The sequence below is a fragment of the Sinorhizobium glycinis genome (genome assembly GCF_001651865.1).
GTDB lineage: Bacteria > Pseudomonadota > Alphaproteobacteria > Rhizobiales > Rhizobiaceae > Sinorhizobium > Sinorhizobium glycinis.
Window position 1 is genome coordinate 283,133 of sequence record NZ_LPUX01000055.1, and the last position, 14,311, is coordinate 297,443.

Annotated in this window: 9 protein-coding genes; 6 read left to right on the forward strand and 3 right to left on the reverse strand. The window is 62.5% G+C overall.

Features of this window, described 5'->3' with window-relative positions:
* Positions 1 to 151: 151 nt before the first annotated feature.
* Complete coding sequence (locus AU381_RS12755) at positions 152 to 1,978, forward strand: sensor histidine kinase (RefSeq protein WP_064242141.1); 1,827 nt, start codon at positions 152 to 154, stop codon at positions 1,976 to 1,978.
* Positions 1,975 to 3,318, forward strand: coding sequence for a sigma-54-dependent transcriptional regulator (locus tag AU381_RS12760; RefSeq protein ID WP_064242142.1), 1,344 nt, complete (start codon positions 1,975 to 1,977; stop codon positions 3,316 to 3,318). Before AU381_RS12755 ends, AU381_RS12760 begins: the two co-directional genes overlap by 4 nt.
* Positions 3,319 to 3,409: 91 nt before the next feature.
* Here AU381_RS12760 and AU381_RS12765 read toward each other — a convergent pair whose 3' ends face one another.
* The 3 genes from AU381_RS12765 to AU381_RS12775 form a co-directional block, all read right to left on the reverse strand.
* Positions 3,410 to 5,719, reverse strand: a complete 2,310-nt coding sequence (locus AU381_RS12765; protein WP_064242143.1) for an AGE family epimerase/isomerase — start codon at positions 5,717 to 5,719, stop codon at positions 3,410 to 3,412.
* A 134-nt stretch (positions 5,720 to 5,853) separates the two neighbouring features.
* Positions 5,854 to 7,410 (reverse strand): phosphomannomutase/phosphoglucomutase, encoded by a 1,557-nt coding sequence (locus tag AU381_RS12770; protein WP_064242144.1) that lies wholly within the window; start codon positions 7,408 to 7,410, stop codon positions 5,854 to 5,856.
* 27 nt (positions 7,411 to 7,437) lie between these two features.
* Positions 7,438 to 8,229 carry a response regulator transcription factor gene (locus AU381_RS12775; protein WP_064242145.1) on the reverse strand — a complete coding sequence of 264 codons (792 nt, stop codon included), beginning with the start codon at positions 8,227 to 8,229 and terminating at the stop codon, positions 7,438 to 7,440.
* Positions 8,230 to 9,382: 1,153 nt separating this feature from the next.
* On the opposite strand from AU381_RS12775, the gene AU381_RS30540 reads away from it, so the two are divergent.
* The 4 genes from AU381_RS30540 to AU381_RS12795 all read left to right on the forward strand — a co-directional run bounded on the left by AU381_RS30540 (position 9,383) and on the right by AU381_RS12795 (position 14,079).
* Complete coding sequence (locus AU381_RS30540; RefSeq protein ID WP_206743866.1) at positions 9,383 to 9,724, forward strand: hypothetical protein; 342 nt, start codon at positions 9,383 to 9,385, stop codon at positions 9,722 to 9,724.
* A gap of 7 nt (positions 9,725 to 9,731) precedes the next feature.
* Positions 9,732 to 10,607, forward strand: coding sequence for a right-handed parallel beta-helix repeat-containing protein (locus tag AU381_RS12785; protein WP_064242147.1), 876 nt, complete (start codon positions 9,732 to 9,734; stop codon positions 10,605 to 10,607).
* A 162-nt stretch (positions 10,608 to 10,769) separates the two neighbouring features.
* Complete coding sequence (locus AU381_RS12790) at positions 10,770 to 12,557, forward strand: type I secretion system permease/ATPase (RefSeq protein ID WP_064242148.1); 1,788 nt, start codon at positions 10,770 to 10,772, stop codon at positions 12,555 to 12,557.
* Positions 12,558 to 12,573: 16 nt separating this feature from the next.
* Positions 12,574 to 14,079 carry an HlyD family type I secretion periplasmic adaptor subunit gene (locus AU381_RS12795; RefSeq protein WP_244520057.1) on the forward strand — a complete coding sequence of 502 codons (1,506 nt, stop codon included), beginning with the start codon at positions 12,574 to 12,576 and terminating at the stop codon, positions 14,077 to 14,079.
* The last annotated feature ends 232 nt before the right edge of the window (positions 14,080 to 14,311 follow it).

Consider the following 14,311-nt stretch of genomic DNA (forward strand, 5'->3'; position numbering starts at 1 on the left):
CGGGCCAACAAACGCATTGTCAACATTGTGTTGACGCACTTTACCGATCGTTTATGACGCGCCGCATTCGCCGGCCGCTTGCCACAGGACGAGCGGGCTTTTACGATCCGAAACACGTCGAAACGCGCGGGAGGAGGAGCCCGGGCATCCCGTGAAATACCGTTTCCTGCTTATGCTCTTGCTCCTGCCGGTCGCCGTCGTGACGCTCGCGCTCCAGGGGAATGTCGTTGCGACCCGCAGCTACATGCAGGAAGCCTCGGCGCAGGCGAATACCGCCCTGAGGCTGGCCGTCGCCGCACTCAGCGGCCATCTCAACCGCTATCAGGCGCTGCCTGCGCTCATCGCCGATCACGACGATATCAAGGAACTCGTGACGCGCCCCCGCGATCGTCGGCTGCGGGAAGCTGTCAACGGTTATCTTAAAGAGATCAACGACCTCCTAAAATCGTCCGACATCTACGTCATCACCCCTGACGGAGACACGGTTGCGGCCAGCAACTATGACGGTCCGGCGAGCTTCGTCGGCCAGAATTTCAGCTACCGCCCCTATTTCCAGGATGCGTTGCGGGGCGAGCAGTCCCGGTTCTATGCACTCGGCACCACGTCGCTCAAGCGCGGCTATTACTTCGGTTCGCCCATACGCATCGGCGAGGAGATTCGCGGCGTCATCGTCTTCAAGGTCGATATCGAGACAATCGAGGCCTCCTGGCAGGGAGGCGAATACCGGATCTTCGTCTCCGATCCGGAAGGTATCATCTTCATGAGCGGAAATCCGGAATGGCTCTACGCCGGTATTCTGCCTTTGACCCAAGAGCGGCTTGCCCGGACGGAAGCCTCGCGGCGATACGCCAATGCCATCCTCCACCCGCTGCCGGTCGTTCGAAGCGAGATCGACGGCCATGCACTGATGAAAGTCTCAGGCGGCGGCAGTGCCCGGGAATACCTCGTCCTGTCCCACTACATGCCGGACGCGGACTGGACCGTGAACGTCCTGACCGACACGGCCTCGGTCAGGACGCAGGCACTGACCGCGGTCGCGGCCGCCATCCTGTTGCTCTGCCTTGCCGGTTTGGCGATCGCAATCCTCATCCAGCGGCGGGCGCGGCTGCGCGAGCGCATGCTGATGCAGGCGCAGGCACAGGAGGAACTCGAACGCCGGGTCGATGAGCGCACCGCCGACCTCGCTCGCGTCAACATGCAGATCGAGGCGGAGATTGCCGAAAGGCGGCTTACCGAGCAGCAATTGCGCCAGACGCAGGCCGACCTCGTCCAGGCGGGCAAGCTCGCGGGGCTCGGCCAGATGTCGGCCGCCCTCTCGCATGAATTCAATCAGCCGCTTGCCGCCGCCAAGACCTATGCCGACAGCGCGGCGCTCCTGATCGAGCGGGGGAGAACGACGGAAGCGAGCGACAATGTCAGGCGCATCTCCGGCCTCATCGACCGCATGGCGGCGATCAGCCGGCACTTACGCAATTTCGCCCGCAAACCGAATGAGAAGCTCGGCCCAGTACCGCTTGAAGACGTGATGCACGATACGATGGAGATCGTCGCGACGCGGTTGAAGACGGCGAACGCGGCAATCGATATCGACCTCGGGAACGAACCGCTCGTCGTGCGGGCCGGTTCGGTGCGGCTGCAGCAGGTGCTCGTCAACGTCATCTCCAACGCGGCCGACGCGGTCGAAGGTCTGGACGACCGCACGATTTCGGTCAGCGCCTGGCGCGAAGGCGACACGGCGGTGCTGACCATCCGCGATCGCGGACCGGGAGTTGCGCCCGCTATCGCCGAGCGCATCTTCGATCCTTTCTACACGACCAAGGGGGTCGGCAAGGGGCTCGGCCTCGGCCTCTCCATTTCCTATAACATCGTCAAGGATTTCGGCGGCAGCCTGACGGTGTCGAACCATGCCGAAGGAGGAGCCGTGTTCCGCATCGAACTTGCCGTCGTTCCCGAATCCGAGCGGGAGGCCGCCGAATGAGCGAAAGCCGCGTCCTGCTTGTCGACGACGAAGAGGAGCTTCGTCGTTCGAGCGCGCAGGCGCTGGAGCTTGCTGGCTTCCGCGTCGATACCTTCGCCGGTGCTGAGCGGGCGCTCGAATTCATCAGCTTCAGTTTTTCGGGGGTCGTCATCAGCGACATCCGCATGCCGGGAATGGACGGCATGACCTTCCTGCAGCGCATCCGCGAGATCGACCCGGAAGTGCCGGTGATCCTTGTCACGGGCCATGGCGACGTGCAATTGGCGGTGCGGGCGATGCGCGAGGGCGCCTACGACTTCGTCGAAAAGCCGTTCACGGCGCAGACGCTTGCCGGCACCATCCGCCGCGCCCTCGACTGGCGTGGCCTGGTGCTCGAGAACCGCCGCCTGCGCGCCGTCGCCGGAAAGCGCGACGACATCGAACAGCGCCTGCCCGGACGCAGCCAGGTCATGGTCGACCTGCGCTACCGGGTGCGCGCGATCGGCGCATCGGACGCCGATACGCTGATCATCGGCGAGACCGGCGTCGGCAAGGAGGTGGTCGCCCGCGCGCTTCATGATCTGAGCAGCCGGGCCAACAGCCCCTTTATCGCCATCAACTGCGCCGCCCTGCCGCAAAACCTGATCGAAAGTGAGCTCTTCGGCCATGAACCCGGGGCGTTCCCCGGTGCCCTCAGGCCGCGCTACGGCAAGTTCGAGCACGGGCGTGGCGGCACGATCCTGCTCGACGAAATCGGCTCGATGCCTTTCGATCTCCAGGCGAAATTCCTGCGCGTGCTGCAGGAAAGGGTGATAACCCGGCTCGGTTCCAACGAGCACGTGCCGCTCGACGTTCGCTTCATCGCGACCAGCAAGGTGGAGCTGGAGCCGGAGGTCGCCGCCGGGCGCTTCCGGGCCGACCTGCTCTATCGGCTGAACGTCGCGACGCTGCGCGCGCCGTCTTTGGCGGAGCGCCGCTCCGATATCCCGCTGCTCTTCATGCAACTGGTGCGTGAATCCGCCGCCCGCTATGGCCGCGACGACATCGAGATCTCGCCGACGCTCGCCTCCGAAATGGCGACCCGCGACTGGCCGGGCAACGTCCGCGAACTCCGCAATGCAGCGGAGCGTCTGGTGCTCGGGCTCGAAACCGAGCGCGACGATGCGGCATCGCCCGCAAACGGCTCCCGCCTTGCCGACAGGGTCGCCGCCTTCGAAAAGAGCGTGATTGCCAGTGCGCTCACAGCGCACGGCGGCGCGCTGAAGCCGGTCTATGAATCGCTCGGCATCTCCCGCAAGACCCTTTACGAAAAGATGCAGAAGCTCGGCCTCGACAAGAAAGCGCTGACGGACGAGGCGTAGGGCGGGGCGCAAGGAAGCGTACGCCGCCTTGTCCTGCTGCGATGACAAGGCGTCGGCAGGCCGAATGCGCGTCCCGCCGGCGCGCGACCCCTCACGCCGTTGCCTTGTTGGACGCGGCAGAAAGCTCGCGCGTGCGGGTGCTTTCCGGGACTGCGGGCAATTGGTAGACGATCACCGCCCCTTGCGTCTTGTCGAGATATTGCATGAGGGCGGTGACGAGGTGGTAGAAGATGGAGGCTGGGACTTCGGTCGCGACGGCCCTGCCCTTTTCGTCGATGCGGTCGATCCACATGCCGAGCGGCGCCGGGTCGATGTGCCAGCGGAACAAGCGGCCGACGCGGGCCTCGATCTCCGGCTTCAGGTCCGGTCCGCCGGTGCCTTCGAGCGCAAGTGCGGCCTTGACCGCCTCGGCCTGCGGCCAGCTGCGCGAGGTGAGGTCGAGCGGCAGAGCGGAGCGCGACACCGCGCCATAGGCCAATCCGGTCGAGCGGTTGAGTCCGTTGGCATGCGCGGATGCGTAGAGCTTGCGGGCAAAGGCGATCAGATCCGTCTGCCGGCTCTTGCCGGCGAATTCGACCAGCAACGATGCCCATTCGAAGTGATGCCCCGGCTCGGTCCACTGGCCCTGCTCGCCGGCGGCGGGCTTCCAGGAGTCGTCGAAGTATTCGCCGAGCGTCCAGCTTTCCGAGTCGAAGAAATGGCTGCGGAACAGGTCGATGATGCGGGCGGCCCGCCGCAGATAGCCGCGTTCGCCGGTTGCCGTGTGCCAAGCGAGAAAGGCTTCAAGCAGATGCATGTGAGGGTTGGTTCGGCGCAGCTCTGTACCATCGGAGGTCTCCAGGAAACCGGTCAGCCGCTCGTCCTCGAGATGCGCGTCGAGAAAGGCGAAGGTCTCCTGGCTGAGCCGCAGCGCGTCCGGATTGCCGGCCTGGTGGGCGTGGGCGAGCGCCAGGAGCACGCAGGCATGATCGTAGGCGTCCTCGCAGGGGTCTGCGATCGTGCCGTCGACATGAAGCACCCGCGCCCAGCCGCCGCGCTTCGTGCGGCCTCTTTCCATGAAGGCTATGCCGTGCTCGATCAGCCGGTCGGCATCGCCGTTCCAGCCGCGCAGCTTAGCCACGGAAAAGGCGTAGACCTGGCGGGCCATGGTACGCATCCGTTTCGGCCTCATCAGCGGCGCGGCCTCGAAGCTCAGCGCTTCATAGAAGCCGCCATGGCGCTCATCGACACCGGCCGTCGACCACAGCGGCAGCGTCTCCTCGAACAGCCAGTGGGCGACCCGCTGCCGCCAGGCGCCGGGCAGCAGCACGCGGTCGTGGGCCGGAGTGAACTTTGTCTCCAGCCGGCCGCTCTTCTCCAGCTGCTCGACGATGCGTTTGACCTCCTGGCTCTTGCCCACAGGCGCCACGAAGGTCGCGTCAGCCGTCGCCACGATCGCGATGTCCTTGAGCCCGATCGCGGAGAGCAGCCGGCCCTGGCTGCGCAGGTACGAGTGCTCGCAGTCGATCGCGACGACGTCGCCGATCACCACATTGGCGTTCGCGTCGGTCGGACTGACGTCGAGAAGCGACTGCCAGGATCCGAGGTCGCTCCAGCGGAAACTCGCCGGCACCATCGCGATGCCCCCAGCGTGCTCCATGATGGCATAGTCGATCGAGACCGAGGGAATTGCCGAGTAGAGCCCAAGCGGCAGATAGGTGCCCGACACCTCGCTCGCCGCCGCGGCGAAGGCGCGCTCCGCCTTATCCCAGATATCCGGCTGATGCTTGCGGAACGCCGCCCGCATGGCCTCGGCGCGGAACAGGAAGATGCCGGCATTCCAAAAGAAGGTTCCGGCCGCGACATATGCCTTCGCCGTCTCCAGGTCGGGCTTTTCGACGAAGCGCGCGACATCGCGAACATCGCCGTCCCCCGTTGCCTCGATATAGCCGTAACCGGTCTCCGGCTGGCCCGGCGGGATGCCGAATATGACAAGCCTGCCAGCTTCTGCGGCCGGCACGCCCTTTTCAACCGTTTCCCAGAACTGCTCATCCGTCGAAATCTCGTGGTCGGAGGGCACGACCAGAACCAGCCCGTCGCCGTGCGCAGCGATCGTCTCGAGTGCGGCCACCGCTACCGCAGCCGCGGTATTGCGGCCGCTTGGCTCGAATATCGCGCGGCCGCCGGCCAGATCGATATTGGCCATGTCGGAGCGCACTCGCTCGGCATGGCGTTCCGAGGCGATCAGATGCACCGGCGTGTCTCCGGCCGGCCGCGCTCTCAACCGTGCCACGGTCCTGACAAGCATCGAGCCGTTGCCGGCAAGGTCATGGAACTGCTTGGGATTGTCCTCACGAGACAGCGGCCAAAGCCGCGAGCCGACGCCGCCGCTCATTACAAAACAGGAAATCCGTGCAACCATTCTGTTGCCCCCTTCCGGCCGCTGGCAGCTAAAGCGCGTCGCATTCAAACGTGTTCACGGGACGCGCTGCAGGTCTTTGTTTTCATGCATGTCGTTGTCCCAAAAACCGCTGCACGATTTTCGGGCGACATGCATTAGATGGTTTGGTTGTAGGCGCCGACTTCCGCATGCTCCCTGAGCACGCGGTCGACCGCCTCGAACATTGAGCGCAGGCGCGCTTCCGAGACCGGGCTTTCCACCACGACGACCAGCTCAGGCTTGTTCGAGGAGGCCCGCACAAGACCCCAGGTTCCGTCATCGACCACCACGCGCACGCCGTTGACGGTGACGAGGTCGGTTATCTTCTGGCCCGCAACCGGCAGCCCATCACGCTGCATCGCCCTGAACCGCTCCGCCACACGCTCGACCACGGCATATTTCACTTCGTCGTCGCAATGCGGCGACATGGTCGGCGAGCCCCAGGTCACCGGCAGCGCCCGATAGAGCTGGGCCATGCTCATGGCGGGATTGCGGTCGAGCATATCGCAGACCGCGATCGCGGTGATCAGCCCGTCGTCATAACCGCGCCCGAGAGGCGGGTTGAAGAAAAAGTGCCCCGACTTTTCGAAGCCCGCGAGGGCGCCGAGTTCGGCAACCCTGCGCTTGATGTAGGAATGACCCGTCTTCCAATAGTCCGTGCGGGCACCGTTTGCCTTCAACACCGGATCGGTCGCGAACAGTCCGGTCGACTTCACGTCGGCCACGAACACCGAATCGGAATGCAGAGCGGAAAGATCCCGTGCCAGCATCACCCCGATCTTGTCGGCGAAGATCTCGCTTCCTTCGTTGTCGACCACCCCGCAGCGGTCGCCGTCGCCGTCGAAACCAAGCCCGACATCGGCGCCGCTTTCCAGCACTTTGTCCCGAATGGCATGGAGCATCGCCAGGTCCTCGGGATTGGGATTATAACGCGGGAAGGAGTGGTCGAGCTCGCAGTCGAGCGGGACCACCTCACAGCCGATCCGCTCCAGCACCTGAGGCGCGAACGCTCCGGCCGTGCCATTTCCGCAGGCCGCCACGACTTTCAGCTTCCGGGCGATGCGCCTGCCGCGGGTCAGGTCGTCGATATAGCGCTGACGGAAGTCCGGGACGAACTCATAGGCCCCGCCGCCGGTCAGGTCGAAATCGGCCTCCAGCACCATCCTTCTCAGCTCTGCCATTTCGTCGGGTCCGAAAGTCAGCGGCCGGGCCGTGCCCATTTTGACTCCGGTCCAGCCGTTCTCGTTGTGCGAGGCGGTCACCATCGCTACCGACGGCACGTCGAGCGCGAACTGCGCGAAATAGGCCATCGGCGACAGAGCCAGGCCGATGTCCCTGACGCGCGCGCCGGCGGCCATCAGGCCACTGACCAGGGCCAGTTTGATGCCAAGCGAATAGGAGCGGAAGTCGTGCCCCGTTACAATCTCCGGGCCGGCCCCCGAGCGCCGCATGAAGGTGCCGAGCCCCATCCCCAGAGCCTGCACGCCCATCAGGTTCAGCTCTGGCGGCTTGCCGCCATCCGGCCGGCCAAACCACCACCGTGCGTCATACTCCCGAAACCCTGTCGGCCTTATCAGCGCTCTCGTTTCAAGCACAAACCGGTCGGGCCCGGATTCGTGGAGCGGCTCAGAAGGCGAGCCTGGTTCAAGACGAGCAAAATCCACCTGCACCATCCCGCATACCGCCGGCTGTTGAAAGGATTACCAAGTGCGTGATTGCGGCAGCCCTGGCTGGTCCAGTGCTCCGACCTCGGCTGAAAACATCTGGCTGGCTTTGTAAGCCACCTCAGTCCTGTTCGTGGCTCCCAGCTTTTTCATGATGTTCCGGACGTGCACCTTGACGGTGCTCTCATGCAGGTGGAGCTCATAGGCAATGATCTTGTTTGCCTTGCCGCGCCTGAGGGCCCGGATGACCTCTTCTTGCCGCTGTGTGAACATCCCCGTGGCAGGCTGTGCCATTTCCTCGCAAGCGTCTGCGACGGTGCGCCCGAGGACGCTGCTCGCGGGAACGAATGTGCCGCCTGCCCGCGCCAGGTTGACGGCCTTCACGCAGACCTCAAAGCCGATTGAGGACGGAATATAGCCCCTGGCCCCGCACTCCAGCGCTTTTAGGATTTGAGCCAGTTCATCTATATCGGACAGGACCACGACGGGATTCGGGCCAAATTCCGTCACCAGGTGCGCGATCTCGGCCGCAATGCTGGGATCGGTGACTTTTCGGCTACCTATGTTCAAGAGGATTGCCGCCACGGGCGGATGAAGATCGTTGTTCTTCCGCCATTCATCAATCGATCCGTAAGCCAAGATCTCCAGGCCCATCCCGTGCAGCACAAGGCATCGGGCCAGGCATTCCCTATCAAGTGTGCGACTGTCCAGAATGAGCAGAGCCGAGTCCGTCTCCGGTTTTTCTTTGTTTTCCGTCTCAAGTAAGGTGCCGTGGAGAGACTCGAATTCGAGAGCGGTATTCTTGTAAGATCTGGCCACGGAATTCATAGTATAAAATCCCCGCTACATCTATGTTTTGACCAAAGAGGCGGATGAGCAGCGGCTCACATAAACATCTTGAGCACGGAATCGTTTTTGGAGCCCTGGCAAAGAAAATGCCGCAGCTATCCGACTAAACCATACTGGGAAAGGATCTTCTCTATAAAGCCATCTACATCTCAAAACTGAAAGGCTTACTTCAATTCAACCTGAAAAACCATTATAGATTATTTGATTTACATAACAACCATTTTTCGTTTTGCGTCTCTTCGTCGATAAAACTTAGTGGGATCGCGGAATACTCATCTACCTCCATCGGGCGATCTCCGCATGCGGCGGATAGCGCCTCAAAGTGAAGCCGAAAGACAAGAGACAGGCCTTGGCGTCTCGCCAAAGCCCCAACATCAACGCGGAGATGGGTGAGAGGCAAAGGCCATTTGCGCGGCACCTCTTTTCTCCACAGCGTGCAATGATACATCGAGCAAATCTCGGCGTAAGATTGCTAATAAGGGCTAATGCGAATTCAGTATCTCTCTTAACTTTGGAGCGCCGACGTCGAGCGCGTCGACGGGCCCCGCACGCAGGCCTACCAGATGATAGCGGTGAGCACTCTCTTTGCTACGAGCTTTTGGATGCGCAGCGGCCGGGACGCGGCGGGCTTCGGCTGGGCATCGGATCGGGGTGGATCGTCGCCCGCACGGCTTCTCCGACTTGCCGTCCAGCACATCGAGGATCAGTTCCGCAGCACCGCTTAGCGCGATGCGCAACGACGTCGGCGGCTGTCCAGTCGGGATCAGGCGCAGCGCACCCTAGCCGTGGTCCCTCATCGAGGCGATGAAGCCGGTCCGGCGATCGGCGTCACTGTCACGCGTGATCCGAGAGATCAGCACGACGTTTGCAATCCGACGTTGGCGCAAGGTTGAACGGAGCGCCGATTATCGGTGAGTCTTCGCAGTATAGCCTTATCCACGCCGCATTTTGGTCATGAATATTAGCATTATTCACCACAGACGAAATTTATGGTTGTAGTGTCCGAGTTTTCGTCAAAACGATGAACTATCGTTTATTGTCGATGAGTGTCCTTCGAGGAAGGGATACTTGCGTTTACAATATTCTGACTGGAGATACACATGAGGTCGAAGAATTCCGGCAAGGAAATGCATTGGAAACACTCGGATGGGTTGAAAGGCCCAGGCTCAAATTCGGAGACAGCCGCGTCGAGCGAGACCTCGACCGTGACGACCGAGGCTTCCACTTCCCCCGATTCCACGTCGAGCCCGACCTCGACCGTGACGACCGAGGTCCCCACTTCCCCCGCTTCCACGAGCCCGACCTCGACCGTGACGACCGAAGCTCCGACTTCCCCAGTTTCCACGTCGAGCTCGACCTCGACCGTGACGACCGAGGCCCCCGATTCCACGTCGACGGCTTCCCCGTCGACGACATCCACGCAGCCAGCGCCGGGTCTTACCTACACCACGACGCCGATCCACTCTGCATATGACGGCCAGGTGATTGAAAATCTTGACATTTACGTCACCAACGGAGACGCAGTCACGATCACGCACGACAATGTCATCCTGCGTAATGTCCGTATTCATCACGTCAACGGCGACGGTGTGTCGGTATCGGGCGCAACCGGCGTCACGATCGAGAACACCGAGGTCATCAACGCCGACCCGCCGGCGGGAATCGCCCCCGAGACGAGCCCGAACATCAACAACATCATTGCAGAAAATTCCCCGAACCTGACCGTTCACAACACTACTGTGCGGGAAGGCTCGACCGGCATCTATCTCCTGAACTCGCCCGGCGCGGATCTTTCGCATGTCGACGGCTACGACTTCCATGGTCCCTTCCCGCGCGGTCAGTTCGTCCAGTTCAACAACTCGGGCAATAGTTCGTTGACCGACTTCTATGCCTTCAACGACCCCGCCAATTCACATCCTGAGGACATCGTCTCGGTCTATGCCAGCCCGAATACGACGATCTCCAACGGGGTGATCGACGGTAACAACTCTCAGACCGGCGTGGGCGTCATGTTCGAGAACGGATCGACCGGCGGCAGCGTGTTGAACGTTGACGCCATCCATCAGGCCAATGGCGCGTTCTCGTCCTACGCCAGCGATGTGACCTTCGATGACACGAGGTCGTTCGACGGTATCAACGCGGACCAGGGCCGCGGGCTTCCCTCGTCGAATGGACTGATCTGGAATGTCAGTTCCGGCGGAGTCAGCATCCTGAACTCGACCTACACCGATCCCGGCAATCCCAATAACATCGTGTGGGATCGCTCAAAGGCGGTCGTAGCCGATGTGCAGGAGGATCCCACCGCCACTCCAATGGCGCACATCGATAACCAGTTCGCCTGGGACTACGCAGTCTGAACGGGCTGGCACAACCGGCTGCAGTAGACGGTTGCCCCACACTTCAGCACGGTCAGATGGGCAGGGCTCACGCCCTGCCCATCTGGCTTCCGTTCTTTCGAACAGAGACTTGACGATGGCCAACGGTAGAACGGCCGCGACGGCTTCATTGGATTACAACAGATGACCAAGCCCCCCTTGCAGGCGCCATCGCCGCTCACGGGAGCCCTGCGCGAGATCCGCCCGGGGCTCGTCGCGGCTGGCGGGCTTTCGCTCTTCGTCAATCTCCTCATGTTCGTGTCTCCGCTGTACACTCTGCAGATTTATGACCGCGTCCTCACGAGCCGTAATGAAGTCACGCTCGTCATGCTCTCGGTGATCGTCGGTGTGCTCCTGATGACCTATGTGGCTCTCGAACATTTCCGGAGCCGTATTCTCCAGCAGGCCGGCGTGCGGTTCGACCGGCTCTTGTCCGGTCCCGCCTTCGATGCGGCGCTCTCCTCGGCGCTGCGTTCCCGTGGATCAAATCATGCGCAGACAATGCGCGATCTCGATCTCATGCGCGAAATTCTTTCGGGCGGCGTCATGATGGCGCTGATGGACGCGCCCTGGGCGCCGATCTACCTCGTGATCTGTTTCCTGCTTCACCCGCTGATCGGCCTTGTGGCCCTCGTCGGCGCAGTGGCGATCGTGACGATCGCATTTGTAAATGAGCGCGCCACGAAGGGCTTGCTCTTGCGAGCCTCACTCACGAACATTCGCGCCATCGACAGGCTGGGCTCCTCGCTGCGCAACGCAGAGGCAATCCGGGGGCTCGGCATGGGGGCCGCGATCCAGTCACGATGCACCGAAATGCGCGACGAGGCGCTTGCCAACTCCGTCAGCGCGGGCGAGCGCGGCGGCACCCTTCTGGCGTTTTCCAAATTCCTGCGCATGGCCATTCAAGTGGCCGTGATGGGCGTCGGCGCGCACCTGGCTATTAACCAGGACATCTCCGCAGGTGTCTTGTTCGCGGCGTCGCTCATCATGGGTCGGGCGCTTGCCCCGATCGAGATCATGGTGGCGCAATGGAAAAATATCGTCTCCGCGCGCAGCGCCCATGCACGCCTGGAACGTATATTCGACGAGAACCCGCTCCTTACCGGGCGCATGCGCCTGCCTGACGCCACGGGTATCGTTTCCGCCGAGAACCTTGTCGTCGTCGCCCCCGGCACGACCACGCCGCTCGTCATGGGCGCGACGTTTACGCTGAAGGCGGGAGAGATCGTCGCACTCGTCGGACCCTCTGGCTCTGGCAAATCCTCGCTCGCACGAGCGCTTGTGGGTGCGTGGCCCCCGGCACAGGGGTGCGTGCGGCTCGATGGCAACGACTTGCGCCATTATGATCCGGACCAGCTCGGCTCCGCACTCGGCTATCTGCCCCAGGACGTCGAGCTGTTCTCCGGTTCCGTGCGCGACAACATTGCGCGCTTCCGGGCAGACGCGGCCGATGCGCAGGTAATTGAGGCTGCAACACACGCCTCCGCGCACGAGATGATCCAGCGTCTCCCAAACGGATATATGACCGACATCGGGGAGGATGGAATTGGATTGTCGGGTGGTCAGCGCCAACGGGTTGGTCTCGCGCGATCCCTGTTCGGCAAGCCGAGCTTCGTCGTGCTCGATGAGCCTGATGCCAATTTGGACGGCGATGGCAACCGAGCGCTGGTCCAGGCCATCGAAAGGCTCAGGAGCTACCGAAAGACCGTCGTGATCGTGACCCACAGGCCAAACCTCCTGTCCGTGGTGGATCGAATTATTATCTTGCAAGAAGGGCGGGTGGCGCAGATAGGCAGTCGGGACCAGTTGCTGCCGTCGATCATCGGCCCGAACGTAGCATCGACACCGCGGCGGCCTGTCTGGGACGGGGGGCGCGCCGGACCGCCAGCATCAGCCTCGACTCCTCTCCTCAGGCCACGCGTCGATGCGTAGCGCGCCGAGGTCAACGATGACGCCTGAAAACTCGAAAAGGGTCCCAACAATAGCGCACGGTCGCGAGCTCCTGGTGCGGACTGCCCGCACGACCATGACCTCCGCTCGTACAGGCGCGGTGGGGCCTACGCTTTTATCGCTCTTGCTTCGGGCACAGGCGGCTCGAGCCAACTTCCCGCCGATTTCCGCGCGACCTGATTCTGCCGGCCCAGATTACGAACCGTCGCACGCAAACCTCTCCGGAGACTGGCGCAAGCCCGCGCGGATCGGCTTTGGCATCGTGGTGCTGACCTTCGGCGTCCTCGGTGGATGGGCCGCTCTAGCCAGACTCGACAGCGCGGTGGTCGCTTCGGGTAGCATTGTGGTCGAAACCGACCGGAAGGCAGTCCAGCACCTTGCGGGCGGTATCGTAAGTGAGGTTCTCGTCTCGCCCAATGCGCAAGTGGGCAAGGGTCAGGTGCTCGTTCGTCTCGACTCCACCGAGGCGCGGGCCCAGGGCGAAATTGCCAAGTCTGCCTTCTTCTCGCTGCTTGCCCAAAAGGCTCGACTGCAGGCGGAATTGGATGGGGCCGACATGGTCACTTTCCCGCGCGAACTCACGCGAGCTGCAAATGCCCCCTTGGCCCAACGCGCGATGCAAGATCAGTCGCTACTGTTCTTAAAGCGCCGCTTGGCCCGAACGAACGACGTTTCCATTTTGAAAGAGCGCATCGCCCAGTCCGAACGGCAGATTGAGGCCGTGCAATCCCGAAGCGAGGCCGTCCGTTCGCAAATCGAGAGCATTACGGAAGAGCATGACGAGCTGACGCCGCTGGCCAATAAAGGTATCATTCCGGTTACGCGGCTGACCACGCTCAAACGGCAGCGGGCCGATCTCCAGGGTCAGCTTGGAGCCTTCGTTGCTGACATAGCGGGCGCACGCCACACGATCGGCGAGGCGCGGCTCCAGATCGAGCAAGTCGGGCGCAAGGCCTTCGAGGAGGTCTCGATACAGCTTGCCGAGACCAGCGCCAAGCTCGCCGACGCCGGCGAAAAGCTCCATGTGGCCGATGACGTGCTCAGCCGCACCGAAATACGCGCACCTCGCTCCGGGCGCGTCGTCGGCTTTAAAGTCCACACGATAGGAGCCGTGGTTCGCCCCGGCGAGACCTTGATGGAGATCGTCCCCGATGACGACACTCTGGTCGTTTCGGCGAAGATGTCTACAGTGGATATCAACAATGTTGTCGAGGGCCAGCCTGCCGAGATCCGACTTCCTTCGTTCAAGGCTCGCTCGACTCCGATCGCGATGGGAGAGGTCAAGGCGGTTGCTGCCGACGCGCTTCATGACGAAGTGACGCGGCAGCCCTACTATGAGCTCAAGGTGTCCGTGCAGGTCTCTGACTTTCCCGAGGTGGTCCGCGCAAAGCTCCGGCCCGGTATGCCTGCGGAGGTGATCGTCGCTACCGGCGAGAGGACCGTGCTGTCCTATCTGACTCAGCCCTTGACGGACGCATTCAGGCTCGGCATGCGCGAGAACTGAGCCAGCGTGCTTAACCGAGACGTCCTGCGTCTTGAAGGACGCGCGGCGCCGTAGAGCGGTGGGGTGCGAGCGTATGTGACCGCACCCTGATCAAGTGGGCTCGCCAGTACCCTCTGCAGCAGATCGAACTTGCCGAGTTTGGCGATGGCGCGTCTTCGAGATGACAGGCTGCGGAGCTTGTGATCGTGGCGGCGCGACCGGCGCTATAGCCGATCCCCCCTGGGTAAGTCGA